We start from the raw sequence: 21,052 nt of genomic DNA, 5'->3' as shown, positions 1-21,052 counted from the left end.
CCCGCGTGCGGCATGATCGCGGCATGGTGTCCAAGCGCCTCACGGTCGTCACCACCGGCGGAACGATCGCCGCCAGCACCGACGACGGTGGGGTGCGCCGGCCCACGGTGCCGGGGGCCGGCCTGATCGCCGGGCTCGACGTCGGCGCCGACGTCTCGGTGGTGGACCTGATGGCGCGGGACAGCTCGGAGCTGACGGCGGCCGACTGGGACCGGATCCTGACCGCGGTACGGGGTGCGGTGGACGACGGCGCCGACGGAGTGGTGGTGACCCACGGCACCGACACCTGCGAAGAGACCGCACTGTGGCTGGAGTTGGGCTACACCGGCGACGCCCCGGTGGTGTTGACCGGGGCGCAGCGCAGCGCGGATGCTCCCGACGCCGATGGCCCGGGCAATCTGCGTGACGCGCTGACGCTGGCCGCCGACCCGGCCGCGTCGGGACTGGGGGTGCTGGTGTGCTTCGCCGGGCAGGTGCTTGCGCCGCTGGGCCTGCACAAGACGACCACCACCGACTTGACCGGGTTCGCCGGGCCGCGGGTGGGCACGGTGGCGGACGGGCAGGCGCGGTTGAGCGGTGACAAGGTCCGGCCCTACCTGGATGCCCCCGCGCCGCCCCGAGTGGATGTGGTGGCGGTGTACGCCGGTGCGGATGCGGTGGCGCTGGATGCCTGCGTGGCCGCCGGGGCACGCGGGGTGGTGCTGGAGGCGTTGGGCAGCGGCAACGCCGGACCGGCGGTGATCGAAGGGGTGCGCCGGCACTGCCGCGACGGTGTGGCGGTCGCGGTGTCCAGCCGGGTGCCGGACGCGCGGGTGGGTGCGGACTACGGGCCGGGCCGGGCCCTGGTCGACGCCGGTGCGGTGATGGTGCCCCGGTTGCGGCCCTCGCAGGCCCGGGTGCTGCTGATGGCGGCGCTGGCCGCGGGGCTGCCGGTCGGTGACGTCATCGAGCGGTGGGGCTGACCGGTTCGCTACGCCGGTTCGTCCGGACGCGCGACGACGTCCGGCCAGTCCAGGCTCGCCACCGGATCGGCGCGGGCGATCGCGGGCTCATCGACCGGAAACGTCCGCACCAGGCCGGGGCCCGTGCTGCGCGTCTCGAAGCGCACCGTCATCACCCCGTGCCCGGCGCCCTGTACCCAGCCGTGTCCGAGCTCGGCGTGGGTGACGTCGTCACCGATCCGCCACAGCGCCGTGGCCGGCGGTGAAAGCGGCTCTGCGGCAGGCGTTTCGGGCGGATTCGGGGCGGCGGGCTCCGGGAAAGCCAGCTCCGGGAACAACGACTCCTGGCGGACATCGGTCAGCCCGGAGAATCCCACTCCCAACAGCCGGATCGGGCCGATCTCCTGCGGGTCGAGCAGCAGTCGGGCAGCTGCCGAGGTCAGCGTGGCGGCATCGGTGGTCGCATACGGCAGGGTCGCCGAACGGGTCAGCACATTCATGTCGGCCTTCTTGAGCTTCACCGTCACCGTGCGGGCGCCACGGCCGTCGCGCAGCAGCCGGCGATAGGCGTGTTCGCCGATCGGGCCGACCTCGGCGCGCAGCTGCTCCAGGGTGGTCAGGTCGGTAGCGAAGGTGGATTCGGCGCTGATCTGTTTGGCCTCGGCGCGTTCGGCGACCGGACGGTCGTCGATCCCGCAGGCCAAGCGGTGCAGGGCGGGCCCGATCGTGGCGCCCAGAATGTCGGCGACCTCGGCGTCGGTCAACGCGGCGAACTGCCCGATGGTGTCGATACCCAGCCGGTGCAGCTTCTCCTCGGCGACCGGCCCGATCCCCCACAACCGGCGCACCGGCAGTCCAGCGAGCAGCAGCCGCTCCTCGGCGCGGCTGACCACCCGCACGCCGTCGGGTTTGGCCAGATCGGAGGCGATCTTGGCGATCTGCTTGCCCGAACCGGCCCCCACCGAGGCCACCAGGCCGGTCTCCTCGCGCACCCGGCGGCGCAACTGCTCGCAGAACCGGTGCACGTCATCGCCGCTGGCGCCCGCCAGCTCCGCCGGCTCGCCGAAGGCTTCGTCGAAGGACAACTGCTCGACGACCGGGATCACCGCACGCACGGTCTGGAAGACCCGCCGGCTGGCCACCCCGTACACCGCGCCGCGCGGCGGTAACACGACCGCCGCCGCACCTACCAGCCGGCGCGCCTGGTGCATCGGCATCGCCGAACGCGCCCCGAAGACCCGAGCCTCATAGCTGGCACCGGCCACCACACCGCGGCCTCCCACCCCGCCGACCAATACCGGCCGTCCCCGCAGCGTCGGGCGGGTCAGTTGCTCGACGGAGGCGAAGAATGCGTCCATGTCCAGGTGCAGGACCCACCGGGCGTCCACAGCCCTCGATCCTATGGGCCGCAAGTACGGTGACGCCGCGTCTGGTGTGAACGCTGGCGGGGCGCTCACGCCGTGACGCCGAGCCTATTTGGCCGACTTGGCCGGTGTGAGCTGCTGCGGGCAGTAGGTTTTCGCGGCGATCGCCGCGAACTGGGCGGCGCCGTTGATGGTCAGGGCGGGATTGGCCTCACGCAGGTCGGTGAGCAGTTCCAGGCCGGTTTCGCCGTTGGCCACCAGGCCGCAGACCGCTTGGCCGGCCGCCACGGCCTGCGCCGGATCAGCGAACGTGATCCCCACCTGGTGCAGCGCTGTGATGAACTCGCTCGGGTCGACCGCGCTCGCTTCGACGACGCCGGGGTCGGCGTGGCCGGGCGCGGCGAGTGCAATCGCGGCGATCGCCGCGAGCGGGGCGAGAACTGTTCGCATGCAGACCTCCTGGGGGCAAGGGATCGGGAAACGCTACCCGAGGGCGGTCTGCGGAGACGCGGGCATTTCCTCACCTTCGGCGCAGACGTGCACGGCGTGGATTCCCGGCTTCAGCGACAGCTTGGCCACCAGGTCGTCGAGCCCGGCTTCGTCGACGTTCCAATGCTGCACGACGTCCGGCGTCTGCTGCAGTTGGGCAATGACCTGATCGAGTTTGACCGGAGCGTCGCGGTTCTTGGCGTTGGCCGCCACCACCCGCACGCCCGGCGTGGCCACCCGGGCAGCGGGGCCGCCCAGCGCACCGCCGGTCAAGCTTCCCAGCGCCGCCGGACTGAGCAGTCCCCCGAGCTGGGCTGCCGGAGCCGCCGCCGCGGCGGTGTGCGGTAACGCAACCGAGGCCAGCTTGATCGCCGGAGCGGCGGTGGCCCAGCTCGGCGGCACCGACAAGGCTCCCACCGTCGACGCGCTGCCGGCGCTCGCCGAGGCAGCGGTGGCCAGTCCGCGGGCCAGACCGGGAGCCGGGCCGCCGGCCAGCCCGGTGCTCATCAGACCGCCGCCCAGCGCCGACTTGGGGATCGGTGGTGGCGTCGGGAGCTTGTGGAACAGCCTGACCTGGGTCATGCCCAGGTTGGTGGTGCCGCCCACCGCGTTGGTCCAGGTGGCCTCCGAGCCGATCGAGGACTGGAAGTTCCAGAACGACTCGTACAGCCCCGCCAGGTCCGGATCCCCGGTGGCGGTGTTCAGCGCGTTCTCCACCCCGTCGGTGTATTGCGAAGGGCCGGTGGCGATGGCCTGCGCCAGCTTGGCCAGCGTCGACTGCGCGGTGGACCCCGCCGAAGCCTGCGTCGCTTCGGCGGCCGCGGCGGCCTGACCGGCGTTGTCGTTGGTGGTCGGCGGTGGTGGTGTGAACGCGGTCAGCTGGGTGGCGGCCTGTGACGCCGTCGCGTAGCCGACCATCGCCGCGACGTCTTGCGCCCACATCTGGGCGTACTGGGCTTCGGTGGTGGCGATGGCGGCGCTGTTCTGCCCGAGGATGTTGCCGGCCACCAGCGCTGCGAGCTGGCTGCGGTTGGCCGCGATCACCGGCGGCGGAACAATGCCGGCGAAGGCGGATTCGTAGGCGCTAGCGGCGGCCCTGGCCTGGCCGGCGGTCTGCTCAGCCTGGGCGGCCGTCGTCGACAGCCAGGACACGTACGGGGCGGCGGCGGCTGCCATGGCTGCCGCCGCCGGGCCCTGCCACCCGCCGCTGAGCCCCGAGAGCACCGCGGCATAGGAGGATGCGGTGGCGTGCAGTTCGGTGGCCAGCCCCGACCACGCCGAGGCGGCGCTCAGCAGCGGCGCAGCACCCGGACCGGAATAGATCAGACCGGAGATGATCTCCGGCGGCTGCGCCGCGAAGCTCTGAAAAACCATGTGCCGCGACTCCTTCGGCTACTTCTGGATCGGCGGGATGACGATGATGGTGGCGGTCGTCGCGATGTCAGGGCCCGCCGCGACGGCGTTGGTGACCTGCGTGACGGTGCCGATGGTGCGCTGGGAGGCCGCGCCGACGGCCTGGCTGACGGGGGCGCTGAGCGCGCGGCCCGCCAGGCTCGACGCCGCCATCTGCCCGAACATGGCGTTCTCGCCGTTGACCGCCATCGCCGGGGCCGCATCGAGCACGGCCTTGGGCAATACCGACGCAACGGTCTGCACGCTGGGAGCGGCCCCGGGAGCCGCCGTAGCCCAGCTCGTCGGTACCGACAGTGACCCGACCGTGCCCGCGCGGCCGATCGCCGCCGTCGCCGCGGGCACGCTGGCCGGGTTGACCGCCGGCCCGCCGGTCAGCAGCTCGCTGGCCAAAAGCGGCGATAACGCCCCGGTAATGGGCTTGGGGTTGAAGAACGACCCCAGGCTTTGCGCACCGTTGTTCATACTCACCAAGCTGGAGCTGACCTGCCACCAGTTCTTGAACAGCCGCAGGATTCCCAGCGGCGAATACGGGCCGTCGACGACCTTGATGAAGTTGGTGATGCTGTCCATGCCGTTCTTCAGGCCGGAGGTCGCCTGCGAGGCCGCGGCGGACAGCGACGCCGGGTTCGTCGTCAGCGTTTGCAGGGTGCTCGGGACCTGCGACATCAGCTGAGACAGCGCTGACTGCATGTTGGACCCCGCCGAAGACTGCGTGGCGTTGGCCACCGCTGCCACCTGGCTGCTCTGTCCGCTCGGGTCGGTGGTCTCCGGTGGCGCGGTGAACGGCGTCAACTGGGTGGCGGCCGCCGAGGAGCCGGCGTAGCTGTACATCGCGGCGGCGTCCTGAGCCCACATCTGGCCGTACTGGGCTTCGGTGGCCGCGATCGCCGGAGCGTTCTGCCCCAGGAAGTTGGTGGCGACCAGCGAGGCCAGCAGTGCCCGATTGGCCGCGATCACCGGCGGCGGAACGGTGGCGCTGAAGGCCAGCTCGTAGGCACCGGCCGCCGCCCTGGCCTGCAGCGCCGCCTGCTCTGCCTGCGCCGCGGTGGCCCGCATCCACTGCTCATAGGGTGCCGCGGCGGCCGCCATCGCGCCCGACGAGGGCCCGTGCCAGGCTGAGCTCGCCAGATCGGCGACCACTGACCCGTAACCGGCCGCGGTGGAGTGCAGTTCGGCTGCCAGCGCATCCCAGGCGGTGGCAGCGGCCAGCATGGGAGCCGACCCCGGCCCAGAATAGATTCTGGCGGAGTTGATTTCCGGTGGCAGCGCCCCGAAATCCATAGCCCTCCTTCGCTAACGCCGCCTGCATGTCACCGGCAATCCATAGGCCACGGTGGGCGGTCGATTTCGCTCAGCGTGATGTGATCCAAAGGTTAGCCAGCGGCAGGCCGGTCCCCGGCCGGGCGAGACCGGCGCTCCCGCCCGCGCGCGGTGTGTTTCGCGCGCGCGTACTCCGGCGGGTGAAGTCCCATCGGTCCGACGCCGCTGCACAGGCTGGCCTGGGCAAACGCCCAGTAGCGGCCGCCGGGGCCGACTCTGCTGGCGAGGGCAGGCCGACCGGTGGGGAGCAAAAGAATCTGGCTGCGAGAAACTCACACCGCCGCCGGGCAGCCGCGCTGATCAGGCCTTGCTGATCGCTACCCGCACACCGTCGCCGATCTCAGTGGCGTCGGCACCGGGCTCGCCGAAGTCGAAGGCGGTGGCGAGGATCTCGCCGGCGATCAGGTCACGATGGGTTTGCGCCCAGCCCAGCCGCGGGCCCGGAACCGACAGCACGACACTGATCCGATCGGAGACCTGCAGGCCGCTGTTCTTGCGCAGCTCCTGCAGTTCCCGGATACGGTCTTTGGCCCAGCCCTCGGCTTCGAGTTCCTCGGTGACGGTGCCGTCGAGCACCACCAGGCCGGCGCCGTCCGGCAGCGCCACGGTGAACTCCGGATCGGCGGCCACCAGCTTGGAGGTGTATTCGCCCTCGCGCAGCACCACCGGTCCGGCGCTCAGGGTGCCGTCCGGGTTGAGGACGCCCTCGCCCGCCTTGACGGCCTTGATTGCGGTCTGCACGTCCTTGCCCAGCCGCGGACCGGCCACTTTGGCGTTGACCGCCAGGTCGAAGCGGCCGTAGCGGGCGATGTCCTCGCTCAGCTCGACGGCCTTGACATTGAGCTCGTCGGCGATCAGTTCGGTGAACGGCGCCAGCCGCTGCGGCTCATCGACGGCCACGGTGAGTTTGGGCAGCGGCAGCCGGACCCGCAGCTGATGCGACTTGCGCAGCGAGGACGCCGCGGAACACACCTCGCGCACCTGGTCCATCGCGGCGACCAAGTCGGCGTCCGCGGGCAGGCTGCCGTCCTCGGGCCAGTCGGTCAGGTGCACCGACCGCTCGCCGGTGACGCCGCGCCAGATCACCTCGGTGGTCAGCGGCAGCAGCGGCGCGGCCAGCCGGCAGGTCACCTCGAGCACGGTGTGCAGAGTGTCGATGGCATCGCGATCCTCGTCCCAGAACCGCTGCCGGGAGCGCCGCACATACCAGTTGGTCAGCGCCTCGGTGAACTGCCGCAGCTCCTCACACGCGCTCGAGATGTCGCAGCTGTCCAGCGCGGCGGTCAGCGTGTCGCGCAGCGCGGCCAGCTTCGCCAGAATGTAGCGGTCGAGCACATGCGACGAATCGGTGCGCCACACCCCGGATTTGGGCGCGTAGAGCGCCAGGAAGCTATAGGCGTTGGTCAGCGGCAGCATCACCTGGCGCACGCCCTCGCGGATGCCCGGCTCGGTGACGATCAGATTGCCGCCCCGCAGGATCGGCGAGGCCATCAGGAACCAACGCATGGCATCGGAGCCGTCGCGGTCGAACACCTCGTTCACATCGGGGTAGTTGCGCAGCGACTTGCTCATCTTCTGCCCGTCGGAACCCAACACGATGCCGTGCGCCACACAGGTTTTGAACGCCGGCCGGTCGAACAGCGCGGTGGCCAGCACGTGCATCATGTAGAACCAGCCGCGGGTCTGGCCGATGTACTCGACGATGAAGTCACCCGGGTAATGGGCCGCCTCCCCCGCGCCTCCGTCGAACCATGCCGCATTCTCAAACGGGTAGTGCACCTGCGCGTAGGGCATCGACCCGGAGTCGAACCACACGTCGAGCACATCGGGAATGCGCCGCATCGTCGAGGCGCCGGTTGGGTCGTCGGGATTGGGCCGGGTCAACTCATCGATGTAGGGCCGGTGCAGATTGTCGGGCCGCACCCCGAAATCGCGCTCCAACTCATCCAGGCTGCCGTAGACATCGATCCGCGGATATGCCGGATCGTCGGACTTCCAGACCGGAATCGGGGTGCCCCAGTAGCGGTTTCGCGAGATCGACCAGTCCCGCGCGCCGCGCAGCCAGTTCCCGAAGATGCCGTCCTTGATGTGCTCGGGATACCAGGTGATCTGGTCGTTGAGTTCGACCATGCGGTCCCGGAATTCGGTGACCCGCACAAACCACGACGAGACCGCCTTGTAGATCAGCGGATTACGGCACCGCCAGCAGTGCGGATAGGGGTGCTCGTAGGTCTCGTGCCGTACCAACACCGGCCCGTTGGCGACGGCCGGTCCGGTGCCGTTCTTCAGGTCGGCGATGATCGCCTTGTTCGCGTCGAACACGTGCTGCCCGGCGTAGTCGGGCACGCTGGAATCAAAGCGGCCCTTGGCGTCCACCGGGGTGACCGGGGTGATCCCGGCGGGGTCGGTGGTGTTCTTGTCGTCCTCACCGTAGGCCGGCGCCAGATGCACCAGCCCGGTGCCGTCCTCGGTGGACACGAAGTCGGCGGCCAGCACCTGAAAGGCGTTGGCGGAGTCCATGAAGTACGGGAACGGCGGCAGATACCGCAGCCCGACCAGCTCCGCACCACGGTAGCGGCCCAGCACCTGTGGTTCTTCCCCGAGTTCACGCGCATAGGCCGCTAGTCGCGCCTCGGCCAGCACATAGCGCCGCTCCCCTGCCGCCACCTGCACATAGGTCACCTCGGGGTGGACCGCGACCGCCATGTTCGACGGCAGCGTCCACGGCGTGGTGGTCCACACCACCAGGTGCGCACCGGCCAGCTCACCGTCCCGCACGGCGAACCCGACGGTCAGGGCCGGGTCCTGGCGGCTCTGGTAGATGTCGTCGTCCATCCGCAGTTCGTGGTTGGACAACGGTGTCTCATCGCGCCAGCAGTACGGCAGGACGCGGTAACCCTCATAGGCCAGACCCTTGTCCCACAGCTGCTTGAACGCCCACAGCACCGACTCCATGAACGGCAGGTCGAGGGTCTTGTAGTCGTTGTCGAAGTCGACCCAGCGGGCCTGCCGGGTGACGTAGTCCTGCCATTCGGCGGTGTAGCGCAGCACCGATTCCCGGCAGGCCTGGTTGAACGCGGCGATTCCCATGGCGTCGATCTGCGACTTGTCGGTGATGCCGAGCTGGCGCTCGACCTCGAGCTCGGCGGGAAGCCCGTGGGTGTCCCAGCCGAACCGGCGCTCCACCTTGTAGCCGCGCATGGTGCGATACCGCGGCACGATGTCCTTGACGTAGCCGGTGAGCAGGTGCCCGTAATGGGGCAGCCCGTTGGCGAATGGCGGGCCGTCGTAGAACACATACTCTTCGGCGCCGTCGCGGCGGGCGATGCTGGCCCGGAAGGTGTCGTCGGCTGCCCAGTACTTGAGAACCTCGGCTTCGGCCGCCGGGAAGTCGGGGGCACCGGCGGCCGGTTTCGGATAGCTGCGTTCGCTCACTTCTCGTCGTCTCCCAAGCGCCCGGCCCGGGGACGACGCCGCGCGGGTTGCGCGAGCACCGCGGTACCACCCCGCTTGCCGCGCTGCCGGCGCGACCGCTCAACAAGGCTGTGACGGGCCTACCCGTTCGGTTCTACTGGGGTCCGTGTCTGGGCCGGGCCTGTTCTTCCGAAGGCTCCCCGGTGATGGCCGGATCATTGCCGATCACCCGATTGTACGGAGAGCCGCCGATTCGCCGGACACGGGTTCTACCCGCGCTCGGACTTCTACACTTTTTCTTCGTGGCATTCAGCGCGTCATATGCGCGCGATGTGGTGCTGCCACTGGCGCAGGCGGCCTACACCGTGATGTCCGGTGCTGCGCCGGCCCTGCCGCCCGGTTTCACCCGAACGGCGTTGATCGAAGCCGATCCCGCCCACCTGGCCACGTTGCCCGAGCAGCACCCGGCACAGGCGATGGCCAAGGACACCCACATCTTCGGGCTGATGGGGCACGACCTCGCCACCGGCACCGCGTTCGTGTCCTTTCGCGGCAGCTCCGATGTGGCCGACTGGATCGCCGACTTCGATTTCCTGCCCGCGCCCTACAAGCCGGTCACCGGTTTCGGCCAAGTCCATGCCGGATTCCAAGACGTCTACTTCTGCGTTCGTCACAGCGTCGCCGCCAACCTGCCCACCGCCGCCGACGGCTGCCAGAACATCCTGATCACCGGGCACAGCCTCGGCGCGGCGCTGGCGGTGCTGGCGGCACCGGACATCGCCGGCATCAGGCTCCCCGGAACACCACCACGCACCATCGAGCCGCGACTGACGACGTTCGCCGGCCCGCGGGTGGGGCTGCCCGATTTCGCCGCCGCGTTCGACGCGGCGATCGAATGCTGCTATCGGGTGGTGAACTTCCTCGACATCGTGCCGCTGGTGCCGCCGCGGCCGTATGTCCACGTCGGCGCCGAGATCGCGGTGGACAGCGGCGGGGCGATCGACGTCGGCTGGCGCCACAGCCTGGCCGCCTATGACGCCGGGCTCTCGGCACTGATGGCGGCGCCGCCGTGACCTGGCCACCGAGGGCGCCGGTCGTCCTCGCGCTGGTCGCGGCCACCGCGCCGGGCGTGGTCAGCCCGGCACCGCCGAGGTCCGCGGAAGCCGCGGTGCGCCTCGCCGGCCTGGGCGACGGTCTGGCGCTGATCATGGGTGGCAGCGGCAACCCGCTGCCGGGGCCCCGATACGTCGACGCCGCCGACGCCCTCTACCTGCAGCCGCACGGATTCACCGGCACCTCGCAGCCGTTGTTCACTCCGGAGGGTTTCTACCCGACGACCGGCGTCAAGAGCCTGCCGGCGTTCGTCTCGGAGACTCAGGGCGCGCAGATGCTCAGCGAAACGGTCAGCCGCCAGGTCGCCGGCGGGGGCGTGGACGCCACGAATCCGGTGGTGGTGTTCGGCTATTCACAGAGCTCCGCGCTGTCCTCGCTGGCCATGCGCGAGCTCGCCGACCGGCACGTGCCGGCCGAGGACGTGCACTTCGTGCTGGTCGGCGACACCGCCGCCCCTAACGGGGGGCTGCTGGAACGCTTCGACGTCCCGCTCGGCTCCAACCCGTCGATCCCGAGCCTGGGCATCACATTCGGCTACCCCACCCCGGACCTCTACCCCACCGACGTCTACACCCTCGAATACGACGGCTTCGCCGACTTCCCCCAGTTCACCCTCAACCCGCTCGCTGACCTGAACGCCCTGGCGGGTCTGGTGCTCGAGCACTTCACCTACCTCGGTCTGGAGCCCGACCAGATCGCCGGCGCCATCCCCCTGCCTACCGCCGCGGATTCGCTGACCCACTACTACCTGATTCCGCAGGATCATCTACCGCTGCTGGATCTGGTGCGCTTTGTGCCGTTCATCGGCAATCCGCTGGCCGACCTGGTGGAACCGGACCTGAAGGTGCTGGTCAATCTCGGCTACGGCAGCATCACCGAAGGCTGGAGCCAAGGGCGGGCGGACGTGGAAACCCCGTTCGGGTTGTTCCCGGCCGGCCTCGACTGGACCGAGGTCATCCAGGCGTTGCTGCGCGGAATCCCGCAAGGGCTCATCGCCGCCGGCAAAGATCTGCTCGACCCGACCAACTACGACGTGTTCGCGACAATCGCCGACAATCCGGTGACCGGCCCACTGCTGCGGGCGGCGTATGCGGTCGGCGATCTGACCGTCAATCCCGCCACCTTCCTCGAGGACCCGAACCTGCAGAGCTTGACCGCGGTGCTCAACGCCCTGGACCTCGGCTCATCGGAGACGCCGCCGGACCCGTTCGCCCAGCTGCTTCCGCTGGCCGACGTGGTCACCGCGTTGACCATCACGTTGCCGGCCTACGACACCGCGGTCTTCCTCGATCAGCTCCAAGCGGGCAACCTCCTCGAGGCGATCGGCCTTCCGATCGCGGCCGACCTGGCGCTGATCCCGATCGCGATCGGGCTCGGCCTGGGCGGCTTGGGCCTTTAGCCGGGTCTCTAGCGCGCCTCCCGGCACTCCCAGCAATCGGGCATCAGGCCGGTCTCGATGAAGTCGGTCAGCGCTGCGGCCTGGTCGGGTTCCAGCCCGGTGTCGGCTGCCCGGTAGATGACCTGCTCCTCCTTGGAGTTGTGTACCGCGAGCTGATCGAGCAGCAGACGGCAGATCGCGCCCATGCGCTCGGTGTCACCGTTGACCACCAGTGCGGCCAGCGCATCCATGGTGCGCCAGATCTCGCCGTGCTCGGTCATCATCACCGCGACCGGAATCGCCATGCCGGCGTGCCGGATCGGCGGGAACAGGATCCGTTCCTCGAGGTAGATGTGCCGGCGCAGCCCTTCCAGAGCGGCGTTCAGCCCGTCGGCGTCCACTCGGCCGCCGATGAGTCCGTTCAGGAACGCCTCCAGGCGGGCGTCGAGTTCTTGATGCTCCCGCTCCAACACAGCCGACGGGGACATGTCTGGGTTGTCAACGGACACAAGCGTTCTCCAATCCTGATTCACGCCCCGGCTTTCGCGCAGACCCAGCCGTCGGGCATCCGGCCCGATGCGATGAACCCGGCCAGTTCGGCGGCCTGCTCCGGCGCCAGGCCGGTGTCAGCGGCCGGGTAGATCACCGGCTCTTCCACCTTGTTGTGGTCGATCAGCAGTGCCGAAAGGCGTTGGCAGGCTTCGCGCAATGCGTCCTGCTCGACCGGTCCGCCTGGCCCGCCGGCCAGCTCATCGAGTGTGTCCATGGTGCGCCAGATCTCACCGTGGCCGCGGATCATCCCGAACACCGACATCATCTGGGCGCCCGTGCTGATCGGCGGGAACAGGAGCTCTTCCTCCAGGTAAATGTGGCGCCGCAGCGCCGCCAGTGTCTCGCGGAGGGCGTCGGCGTCCACGCTGCCGGCGTCCAGCTTGTCCAGAAACGCTCTGATCCCGGCATCGATCTCCTGATGCTCGCGTTCCAGTGCGGCCGAAAGGCTTTCGTCAGGCATGTTGCCGCTCCGCCCAGACCTGCGCGGCGCAAGGGCTGATCTCGGCGCCGGGTGCCGGCGGCGGCGCCCAGGTCGTCGTCATGGTGCGATCCGCGATGCTCATCTGCCGCCTCCTTGGTGCGGACGCCGCCTGAGATCGAGCCGGAAACCGCAGGATATTTTTTACAATCAGGACTTGGCTAAATGTTAGTCCACGGGGCGGCGTGCCGACCAGCGCCGATCGGCACCGCTTAGCGTTCGGTCTCTTCTTCAGGCGGCTGCATGGCCGCCAGCACCTCGGTGGGGCGATCCTCGGCGGGCGTCGGGGGCAGTCCGGACAGTTCGGGGAAGGCCGTGGCCACCATGTCCTCGAATGTCCGGTCATGCTCGTCGGCCGGCTCACCCGACGCCACAGCCACCTCGTCGGCAGCGTTATCGGCGTCGTCCTCGGCGTCGGCGTTGACGGCGTCGTCGTGGTCCTCGGCGTCGTCGCCGGCCGCGGCGGTGGCCGGCTGGGCCGCCTGCGATGCCCGCGCCGGATGCTCACGCACATTCAGCGGCCACCAGAACCACCGGCCCAGCAGCGCAGCCACCGACGGCATCATGAACGAGCGCACGATCAGGGTGTCGAACAGCAGGCCGAGACCGATCGTGGTACCCACCTGGCCCACCACCCGCAGGTCGCTGACCAGCATGGACGCCATCGTGAAGGCGAAGACCAATCCGGCGGCGGTGACGACCTTGCCGGTGCCGCCCATCGCCCGGATGATGCCGGTCTTGATCCCGGCGCCGAGCTCCTCCTTGAATCGGGCGACCAGCAGCAGGTTGTAGTCACAGCCCACCGCCAGCAGGATGATGACCGACATCACCATCACCAGCCAGTGCAGGTGGATGCCGAAGATGTACTGCCACGCCAACACCGACAGCCCCACCGACGCCCCCAGCGAGGCCAGCACGGTCCCGACGATCACCAAGGAGGCGATGAAGCTGCGCGTGATCAGCAGCATGATGATGAAAATGATTGCCAGCGAAGTGATCCCGGCGATCAGCAAGTCGTAGTCAGCGATGCCCTGCAGATCGTTGAAGAGTGCGGCGGTGCCGGCCACGTAGACCTTGGCCGTCGACAGCGGCGTGCCCTTGAGGGATTCGGTCGCGGCCTTCTTGATCGCGTTCACCCGCGCCATGCCTTCCGGCGTCGCCGGATAGCCGTCGTGGGTGATGAAGAAGCGCGCCGCGTGGCCGTCCGGCGAGAGGAACAGTCCGATCACGCGTTTGAAGTCGGGGTTGTCGAATGCCTCCCGCGGCAGGTAGAACGAGTCGTCGCTCTTGGCCGCGTCGAAGTCCTGGCCCATCGCGGCCGAATCCCCGCCGACCTCCTCGACCTGCGCCATGATCCCGGACATGGTGCTGTGCAGTGTCAGCATCATGGTCTGCAGGCTGCGCAGCGCGGCGATCTGCGCCGGCATCATCTCCAGCAGCTGCGGCGTCACCACGTCGACGTTGTTCATCACCGGCGCCAACTCGTTGAGTTTCTCCGTGAGTTGGGTGGCGCCGTCCATCGAGGCATAGGCCGACCGAAGCGACATGCAGGTCGGATCTTGACGGCAATCCGGTTGCCCGTCAACGGATTCGCGCAGCAACTTGGAGGACTCGTTGAAATCGGCCATATGGCTGCGCATCTGGTTGGCCAGATCCATCGCCTCACGCGAAACACCGGTCGCCTCATGGGTGTTGGTGCCCAGCTGCTGCATGAGGGCATACATCCGTTGCAGCGAGGCGATGGTGCCCTCGAGATCGTCGGCCTGCTTGCGCATGTCGGCGACCCGATTCTTCATGAAGTCCAGGTTCTGCATCTGCCCGGCGCTTTGCATGCTGAGCAGGAACGGGATCGAGGTGTGCCCCAGCGGGGTGCCCTCGGGCCGGGTCACCCCTTGCACCAGGGCGACCCCCTCGACCGCGAAGACGCTCTTGGCCAGCTTGTTGAGCACCAGGAAGTCCGCCGAGTTGCGCATGTCGTGATCGGACTCGATCAGCAACACCTCGGGCAGCAGCCGCGATTCCGGGAAGTGCCGCGCCGCGGCCGCCCAACCGAGGTTGGCCGGGGTGTCGGCCGGGATGAACGACGGGTCCTTGTAGCTGACCTTGTAGCCGGGCAGCGCCAGCAGCCCGATGAGCGCAACCGAGCAGGCGGCCACGAAGATCGGCCCGGGCCAGCGCACGATCGCCGTGCCCACCTTGCGCCAGCCGCGATCCGACATCTTGCGCCGCGGTTCCAGGAGGCCGAAGCGGCTGGCGACCGCCAGCACCGCCGGGACCAGCGTCAGCGCGATCGCCACCGCGACCAGCATGCCGACCGCGCACGGGATGCCCATCGTCTGGAAGACCGGCAGCCGGGTGAAACTCAGGCAGAACGTGGCGCCGGCGATGGTCAGGCCGGACGCCAGCACCACATGGGCGACCCCGCGGTAGGTGGTGAAGTAGGCCGTTTCCGGATCCTCGCCGGCATGCCGGGCCTCGTGGTAGCGGCCGATGAAGAAGATGCCGTAATCGGTGCCGGCGGCGATCGCCAACGTGACCAGGATGTTGATCGCGAAGGTGGACAGTCCGATCCAGCCGTTGTGGCCTAGGAAGGCGACGATGCCGCGCGCCGCCGCCAGCTCGATACCCACGACCGCCAGCAGCAGGGCGACCGTGCTGACCGAGCGGTACAACAGCAACAGCATCAGCGAGATCACCGAGACGGTGGCCACCAGGATCTTCAGCACCGCGCGGTCACCGCTGGTGTTCATGTCGGTGACCATCGGCGCGGGACCGGTGACGTAAGCCCGCACGCCCGGCGGCGCGGGGGTGCGGTGCACGATGTCGCGGACCGCTTCGACGGAGTCGTTGGCCAGCGCCTCGCCCTGGTTGCCGGCGAGATTCAGCTGGACCAGGGCCGCCTTGCCGTCGGGGCTTTGGGCGCCGCCCGCGGTCAGCGGGTCTCCCCAGAAGTCCTGGATGTGCTGGATGTGCGTGGTGTCCGCGTTGAGCTGGGCGATCAGCTCGTTGTAGTAGTGGTGGGCGGCGTCGCCGAGCGGCTCGTCACCTTCGATGACGATCATCGCCGCACTGTCGGTGTTCGACTCCTGGAAGTCGTGCCCCAGCCGGGCCATCGCCTGAATCGACGGCGCGTCCTTGGCGCTCAACGACACCGGGTGGTCCTTGGCGACCTGCTCCAGCGGTGGAACAGCGACGCTGACCAGAAGCGTGATCGCCACCCAACCGAGAATGATCGGTAGCGCAAACTTACGGACCACTCCCGCTGCAGACAGCCGGCTAAGGCTCAGGTGGTGCGTTCTCGTCACTTTCCAAGGCCCCTCACCAGACGATTTCCCCCAAGCGATCACTGTAACCCCTGGTTCGCCGACCGGGGCAGTGAAAGCTACCCGATCAAGTAGTCCGACAGCGGGAAGTGATCCTGCTCCTTGACCGCGGTGCGCACCGAGGTGGGCCGGAAGAGCGGGGCTTCCCCGGTGTGGTGGTTGAACCAATAGGAATTCGACGTCGCGCAGTTGCCGAGGTGGAACACCGAGCTGTCCAGCAGGCTCATCATCCGGTCGTAGAAGCGGGCGTTGGCCTCTTCGGTGACCTCGAAGGTGCGCGCCTGGCGCCGCTGCAGCTCGCCGAACAACCGGTTCATGTGCCGCATCTGGTACTCCACGGTGTTGAACCAGGACAGGCCGACCCAGGCGAACGGGCTGGCCATGTTGATGAAGTTCGGGAACTGGGGTGCGGTCATGCCCTGGTAGGCCTGGAAGCGGGTCTCCCGCCACCACTTACCCAGGTTGCGGCCGCCGCGACCGACCACCTCGATCGCCGGCAGGTTGCCCTCCCAGACGTCGAAGCCGGTCGCCAGCACCAGGGTGTCGATCTCGCGCTTGGTGCCGTCGCACGCGACGATGCCGTCCGGTTCGATCCGCTCGATCCCGGCGGTTTCCAGGTGCACATGCGGCTTGGTGAACGTCGGGTAGTAATCGTTGGAGATCGTCGGGCGCTTGCAGCCGAAGTCGAAGTCAGGCCGCATCTTGCGGGCCAGTTCGCGGTCCCGCACCGACAGCAACCGGTGCAGGGCGGATTGGGCCGCCATCGCCTTGTTGAGAAACTTGAACCGCCGGTAGCGCCACATGGTCAGGACCATCATGAAGTCGGTGAGGTTGTCGGTGATCCACCGCACGATGCGCTGGGTGAACGGCATCCGGGCGAACATCGCCTGCACCACCGGCGGGAACACCACGTCGGACTTGGGTGTCACCAGAATCGGGGTGCGCTGGTAGACCGTCAGCTCGGCGACCTGCTTGGCCAGCTCGGGAATGACCTGGATCCCGGTGGAGCCGGTCCCGATGATCGCCGCGCGGCGCCCGGCCAGCGAGTACTCGTGGTCCCAGGCCGCGGTGTGGATGATGCGCCCGGCGAAGGTCTCGATGCCGGGGATGTCCGGCGTCTTCGGCTGGCACAAAAAGCCGGTGGCGACGATGAGGAACTGCGCGGTCAGCGTCTCGCCGCCGGCCAGGGCCACCCGCCACACCTTGGTGTCCTCGTCCCACTGGGCGCCGTCGACGCAGGTGTTGAAGCGCATGAAGCGGCGCACGTCGTACTTGTCCGCGACGTGCTCGGCATAGGCCTGCACCTCATGGCCGGGCGCGAACAGCCGCGACCAGTACGGGTTGGGTTCGAACCAATAGGAATAGGTGGTCGAGGGCTGATCCACCGACAGGCCCGGGTAGTGGTTGACCCGCCAGGTGCCGCCGAGACCGTCCTCGCGGTCGACGATCAGGATGTTCTGATAGCCCAGCCTGCGCAGTTGGATCGCCGCGCCGATTCCGCCGAAGCCCGCGCCCACGATGATGGCCTCGTAGTGCTGGTACTGCTGGGTCCCCATAAGGTGAATACGCTACCGCAATGCCGGGTCTCGGCGCTGTGCGCGCAGGTCAGTCGAACTGCGGACACCCGCAACCGGAGGTAAAGTAACGGGCGCTGCGCGGTCGCGAGATGGCCGCAATCACACCACGTCGGCGCGACGGGTCTTAGTGTTCTGCCAATCTCGGCGGTAAGCTTCGGCCTAGCCGCGGATCCCTCGCGCGCAGCCCAACGACGGGAGTGTTCGAAATGCCGATCTGGATCGACGTCTTCGGGCTGCTGGGCAGCCTGGGGATCGCCGGCTTGGTGTTGGCCACCGTCGCTCGTGCCGTCGCGCGCTACCGCCGCAATATGGATGTCGCCGACGACCCTCAGTACACCGCGACACTGGCCAATCTCTCGGAGAGCTCGGTACGGCGCCGCTTCGATCCGTTCACCGATATCGACTGGGACGCCCCGGAATACGCCATCACGGCCGACGATCCGCGCTGGGTGCTCAAGGACGACGCACTGGCACGCACCGACTGGTACCGCAGCCAGCCGCTGGACAAGCAGATCGCGATCGGGATGTGGCGGCAGGCCAACATCGCCAAAGTCACCCTGCAGTTCGAAAGCATGCTGATCCGCGGGCTGGTCCAGTACGCGTCCCGGGTGCCCAACGGCTCCCCCGAACACCGCTACTGCATGCACGAGTCGGTCGAGGAGTGCAACCACGTCCTGATGTTTCAGGAACTGGTGAACCGCATCGGGTTCGACGTTCCCGGGATGCAGTGGTGGATGCGCTGGCTGTCCCCGCTGATGCCGTTGTACGCCGGACCGTTCCCCAACGTGTTCTTCTTCGGCGTGCTGGCCGGCGAGGTGCCCGTCGACGTGCTGCAGACCAACGCCTTGCGCGAGGCCGGCTCCGGGCATCCCGTGGTGGAGAAGGTGATGGCCATCCACATCGCCGAGGAGGCCCGCCACATCTCGTTCGCCGACGCCTACCTGCGTAAGCGCGTCCCGAAGGTGTGGCGGATCAACCGGCTGTGGATGTCGGTGTACGTGCCGTTCGTCATGCGTCTGCTCGCCAAGCCGATGGTGGTGCCGCCGCGCAGCTTCTTCCGGCAGTTCCAGGTGCCGCGTGCGGTGCGCAAGCAGCTGGTGCACGGGACCCCGCAGTCCCGGCAGGAACTGCAGGACACGTTCGCCGACATCCGGATGCTGTGCAACGACATCGGCCTGATGACGCCCGCCGGCCGGCTGATGTGGCGTATCTGCAAGATCGACGGGCCCCCGTCGCGCTACCGTGGCGAACCGCAGCGGGTACCGGTGCCGGCGCACGTTACCGGGGTCTAAAGCACGTCCCCGGCTGTGCCATACTTTCGGTATGGTGCGTTCCCCATCTCAGACCTTGGAAAAAGTCGGTGCCGATCTGGTCTACCGGATCTCGGCGATGCCGCTGTACAAGAAGGCCTTTAAATACTGGTACCCGTACATGACCCGGCGGATGGGGCACGACGACGTCGTCTTCCTCAACTGGGGTTACGAGCAGGACCCGCCGCTGGGCCTGAAGCTGGATGAGGCCGACGAGCCCAACCGCTACTCCATCCAGCTCTACCACCAGACCGCCAGCCAGATCGATCTGACCGGCAAGAAGGTGTTGGAGGTCAGCTCCGGCCACGGTGGCGGCGCCTCCTTCATTGCCCGGACCCTCAAGCCGGCCTCCTACACCGGTCTGGACTTCAACGCCGACGGGGTGGCCTTCTGCCAGAAGCGCCACCAGGTGCCGGGCCTGGAGTTCGTGCAGGGCGACGCGCTCAACCTGCCGTTCCCGGACGAGTCCTTCGATGCGGTGATCAACGTCGAGGCCTCCCACATCTACCCCGACTTCGCCCGGTTCGTCAGCGAAGTGGGCCGGGTGCTGCGTCCGGGTGGACACTTCCTGCACACCGACTTCCGCGCCAAGGAGGACATCGAGTCCTGGCAGCAGACCCTGGCGACGCCGCCGCTGCGGCTGCTCAACGAGCGTGACATCAGCCGGGAGGTCGTCCGCGGGCTCGCGGCGAACTCGCCGCGCTCCAACGAGCTGATCAACGAGCGGCTGCCGTTCTTCCTGCGGCGCTTCGGCCGGGAGTTCGCGGTGGTCGAAGGCTCGCTGTTCTACCGCGACCTGGACCGTGGCGAGATCACCTACCGGATCTTCGACCTCGTCAAGGACTGAGGTCCACCCAACTGTCAGATCGCCGGAGCGGGGGCGCAGTTCCCCCGCTCCGGCCTTTTTTGAATCGACTCCGTTAATTCAGCGTCTGACAGCGGGTTAGGGTGGCTTCGATCATCCGCGCTCAAACCTGACGATCGTGACGAGGGGCTTTGCCATGGACCAAAGGGAATTGACGCGTCGGCTTCGCTTTCGCGCCAGCCTGCTCAAGATCGGCACCGACGGCCTGATCGGGGTGGCCCGCGACCGGGCGACGGCCTACCGCTACGCCCTGACCGGCCGCGAGACCGCCCCCCTGACCGATTTCGACCCGTTCGCGCCGGAGACGATGCGCGACCCGTATCCGGGCTACCGCACGCTGCTGGACGGGCCGAAGGTCTGGTACAGCCGCAAACGTGGCATCTGGATCATCCCCGGCTATGACGAGGTCTGGAAGGCCTTGCGCGACGACGACGCGTTGTCGTCCGCCGAGAGCCAGGCCCGTTTCCGGGTTCGCCTGCAGACCATGAACGCCACCGACCCGCCGGTGCACACCCGGCTGCGCCGGTCGGTGTCGCGGGCCTTCACCCCCCGCGCGATGAAGTCGTGGGAGATCAACATCAACCGCGCCGCCGACGAACTCGTCGCTGCGATGCTCCAGCGTCGACGCGTCGAGATCGTGGCCGACCTGGCCAAACCGCTACCCAACCGGCTGATCACGATGATGCTGGCGATACCGCAGGAAGACCGCCACCAGTTCCTGGAATGGGCGGACATCATCAACGAGGCCGCGTTCGCACCGCTGACCCTGCGCGGGATGGCGTTGAACATGCGCTCCAGCCAGGCGGTCATCGCCATGCACCGCAGCCTTGACCCGATGATCAAAGCCCGCCGCGCCGCGCCCGGGGACGACCTGATCTCGATGCTGGCCGCGCCCAGCGGGGACGACACGCTCTCCGACGACGAGGTGTTCTGGACCGCGTCGATGCTCGTCGGGGCCGGCAGCGAGACCACGACCAACCTGATCTCGGGCCTGTTCCTGACGCTGGCGCAGCGTCCGGACGTCTACACCCGGCTACGCGAGCACCCTGAGCTCATCCCGGCTGCGATCGAAGAACAGCTGCGGTTGGTCTCCCCGGTGCAGGGGTTCTACCGGACCGCGACCCGCGACTATCGGGTCGGTGAGCACACCATCCCGGCCGGTGCTCGGGTGCTGGTGCTGTATGCGGCCGCCAACCGGGACCCGCGGCACTACCCCGACCCCGACACCTTCGATTTGGACCGCAATCCGACCGATCACGTCGCGTTCGGCGGCGGCGCCCACTACTGCCTCGGCACGCACCTGACCCGCATCGAAGTCAGCCGGGTGCTGACGCAGCTGATCCCCCATGTCGAGGCCATCCGGCTGGACGGGCAGCACCGCTACTTGGTCAACGCCACGATGCGCGGCCTCGAGCACCTGCCCGTCGAATTGGTACTCGCCGGCACCGGCGAGCGGGTCGGCACGGATATCGACGACGAATCCGGGGTAGTCGACACCGTATGACTGGCGCGACC

Annotated in this window: 15 protein-coding genes; 6 read left to right on the top strand and 9 right to left on the bottom strand. The window is 68.4% G+C overall.

Annotation, left to right across the window (positions count from 1 at the left end; all coding sequences use genetic code 11):
* Positions 1 to 23: 23 nt before the first annotated feature.
* Positions 24 to 962, top strand: a complete 939-nt coding sequence (locus AC5Y4Q_RS14880; protein WP_499959460.1) for an asparaginase — start codon at positions 24 to 26, stop codon at positions 960 to 962.
* Between the two features lie 8 nt (positions 963 to 970).
* On the opposite strand, the gene AC5Y4Q_RS14875 is transcribed toward AC5Y4Q_RS14880, so the two are convergent.
* From AC5Y4Q_RS14875 to ileS, 5 genes are all read right to left on the bottom strand, one after another.
* Complete coding sequence (locus AC5Y4Q_RS14875) at positions 971 to 2,329, bottom strand: DNA polymerase IV (RefSeq protein WP_499959458.1); 1,359 nt, start codon at positions 2,327 to 2,329, stop codon at positions 971 to 973.
* 84 nt (positions 2,330 to 2,413) lie between these two features.
* Complete coding sequence (locus AC5Y4Q_RS14870; RefSeq protein WP_064920877.1) at positions 2,414 to 2,755, bottom strand: DUF732 domain-containing protein; 342 nt, start codon at positions 2,753 to 2,755, stop codon at positions 2,414 to 2,416.
* A gap of 33 nt (positions 2,756 to 2,788) precedes the next feature.
* The gene (locus tag AC5Y4Q_RS14865; RefSeq protein WP_499959457.1) at positions 2,789 to 4,168 is read right to left on the bottom strand and encodes a PPE family protein; all 1,380 of its coding nucleotides are present in this window, start codon (positions 4,166 to 4,168) and stop codon (positions 2,789 to 2,791) included.
* An 18-nt stretch (positions 4,169 to 4,186) separates the two neighbouring features.
* Positions 4,187 to 5,488: a PPE family protein gene (locus tag AC5Y4Q_RS14860; protein WP_064920879.1), complete on the bottom strand. Its 1,302-nt coding sequence runs from the start codon at positions 5,486 to 5,488 to the stop codon at positions 4,187 to 4,189.
* A gap of 339 nt (positions 5,489 to 5,827) precedes the next feature.
* Positions 5,828 to 8,962, bottom strand: coding sequence for an isoleucine--tRNA ligase (gene ileS / locus AC5Y4Q_RS14855; protein ID WP_499959455.1), 3,135 nt, complete (start codon positions 8,960 to 8,962; stop codon positions 5,828 to 5,830).
* A 281-nt stretch (positions 8,963 to 9,243) separates the two neighbouring features.
* On the opposite strand from ileS, the gene AC5Y4Q_RS14850 reads away from it, so the two are divergent.
* Positions 9,244 to 10,014 (top strand): lipase family protein, encoded by a 771-nt coding sequence (locus AC5Y4Q_RS14850; protein ID WP_064920943.1) that lies wholly within the window; start codon positions 9,244 to 9,246, stop codon positions 10,012 to 10,014.
* Positions 10,011 to 11,453: a PE-PPE domain-containing protein gene (locus AC5Y4Q_RS14845; protein WP_064920881.1), complete on the top strand. Its 1,443-nt coding sequence runs from the start codon at positions 10,011 to 10,013 to the stop codon at positions 11,451 to 11,453. The genes AC5Y4Q_RS14850 and AC5Y4Q_RS14845 overlap by 4 nt, the downstream gene beginning before the upstream one ends.
* Before the next feature lie 8 nt (positions 11,454 to 11,461).
* Here the strand turns inward: AC5Y4Q_RS14845 and AC5Y4Q_RS14840 are convergent, their stop codons facing one another.
* From AC5Y4Q_RS14840 to AC5Y4Q_RS14825, 4 genes are all read right to left on the bottom strand, one after another.
* Entirely contained in the window at positions 11,462 to 11,920 is a 459-nt protein-coding gene (locus AC5Y4Q_RS14840) for a hemerythrin domain-containing protein (RefSeq protein WP_064920882.1), read from the bottom strand.
* 41 nt (positions 11,921 to 11,961) lie between these two features.
* A complete protein-coding gene (locus AC5Y4Q_RS14835; protein WP_064920883.1) occupies positions 11,962 to 12,444 on the bottom strand; it encodes a hemerythrin domain-containing protein in 483 nt (160 codons plus the stop codon).
* Positions 12,445 to 12,674: 230 nt separating this feature from the next.
* Positions 12,675 to 15,749: an MMPL/RND family transporter gene (locus AC5Y4Q_RS14830; protein ID WP_419179701.1), complete on the bottom strand. Its 3,075-nt coding sequence runs from the start codon at positions 15,747 to 15,749 to the stop codon at positions 12,675 to 12,677.
* A gap of 95 nt (positions 15,750 to 15,844) precedes the next feature.
* Positions 15,845 to 17,341, bottom strand: a complete 1,497-nt coding sequence (locus AC5Y4Q_RS14825; RefSeq protein ID WP_064920885.1) for a flavin-containing monooxygenase — start codon at positions 17,339 to 17,341, stop codon at positions 15,845 to 15,847.
* 227 nt (positions 17,342 to 17,568) lie between these two features.
* Here AC5Y4Q_RS14825 and AC5Y4Q_RS14820 point away from each other — a divergent pair, with 227 nt between their 5' ends.
* From AC5Y4Q_RS14820 to AC5Y4Q_RS14810, 3 genes are all read left to right on the top strand, one after another.
* Positions 17,569 to 18,654, top strand: a complete 1,086-nt coding sequence (locus tag AC5Y4Q_RS14820) for an AurF N-oxygenase family protein (RefSeq protein WP_082952534.1) — start codon at positions 17,569 to 17,571, stop codon at positions 18,652 to 18,654.
* A 97-nt stretch (positions 18,655 to 18,751) separates the two neighbouring features.
* Positions 18,752 to 19,519 (top strand): phthiotriol/phenolphthiotriol dimycocerosates methyltransferase, encoded by a 768-nt coding sequence (locus AC5Y4Q_RS14815; RefSeq protein ID WP_064920945.1) that lies wholly within the window; start codon positions 18,752 to 18,754, stop codon positions 19,517 to 19,519.
* Positions 19,520 to 19,673: 154 nt separating this feature from the next.
* Entirely contained in the window at positions 19,674 to 21,041 is a 1,368-nt protein-coding gene (locus AC5Y4Q_RS14810; protein WP_234786322.1) for a cytochrome P450, read from the top strand.
* Positions 21,042 to 21,052 lie beyond the last annotated feature (11 nt).

The sequence above is a fragment of the Mycobacterium sp. NGS16 genome, from assembly GCF_059813225.1.
Note: the sequence above shows the minus strand (reverse complement) of the source record. Positions and strands in the feature narration are given on the sequence as shown.

Excerpts from the sequence above, each read along its gene's own strand:
- AC5Y4Q_RS14835 (WP_064920883.1), bottom strand. The coding sequence starts at position 12,444 with ATGCCTGACGAAAGCCTTTCGGCCGCACTGGAACGCGAGCATCAGGAG.
- AC5Y4Q_RS14820 (WP_082952534.1), top strand. The coding sequence starts at position 17,569 with ATGCCGATCTGGATCGACGTCTTCGGGCTGCTGGGCAGCCTGGGGATC.
- AC5Y4Q_RS14865 (WP_499959457.1), bottom strand. The coding sequence starts at position 4,168 with ATGGTTTTTCAGAGCTTCGCGGCGCAGCCGCCGGAGATCATCTCCGGT.
- AC5Y4Q_RS14860 (WP_064920879.1), bottom strand. The coding sequence starts at position 5,488 with ATGGATTTCGGGGCGCTGCCACCGGAAATCAACTCCGCCAGAATCTAT.
- AC5Y4Q_RS14825 (WP_064920885.1), bottom strand. The coding sequence starts at position 17,341 with ATGGGGACCCAGCAGTACCAGCACTACGAGGCCATCATCGTGGGCGCG.
- AC5Y4Q_RS14880 (WP_499959460.1), top strand. The coding sequence starts at position 24 with ATGGTGTCCAAGCGCCTCACGGTCGTCACCACCGGCGGAACGATCGCC.
- AC5Y4Q_RS14810 (WP_234786322.1), top strand. The coding sequence starts at position 19,674 with ATGGACCAAAGGGAATTGACGCGTCGGCTTCGCTTTCGCGCCAGCCTG.
- AC5Y4Q_RS14815 (WP_064920945.1), top strand. The coding sequence starts at position 18,752 with ATGCCGCTGTACAAGAAGGCCTTTAAATACTGGTACCCGTACATGACC.
- AC5Y4Q_RS14870 (WP_064920877.1), bottom strand. The coding sequence starts at position 2,755 with ATGCGAACAGTTCTCGCCCCGCTCGCGGCGATCGCCGCGATTGCACTC.
- AC5Y4Q_RS14840 (WP_064920882.1), bottom strand. The coding sequence starts at position 11,920 with ATGTCCCCGTCGGCTGTGTTGGAGCGGGAGCATCAAGAACTCGACGCC.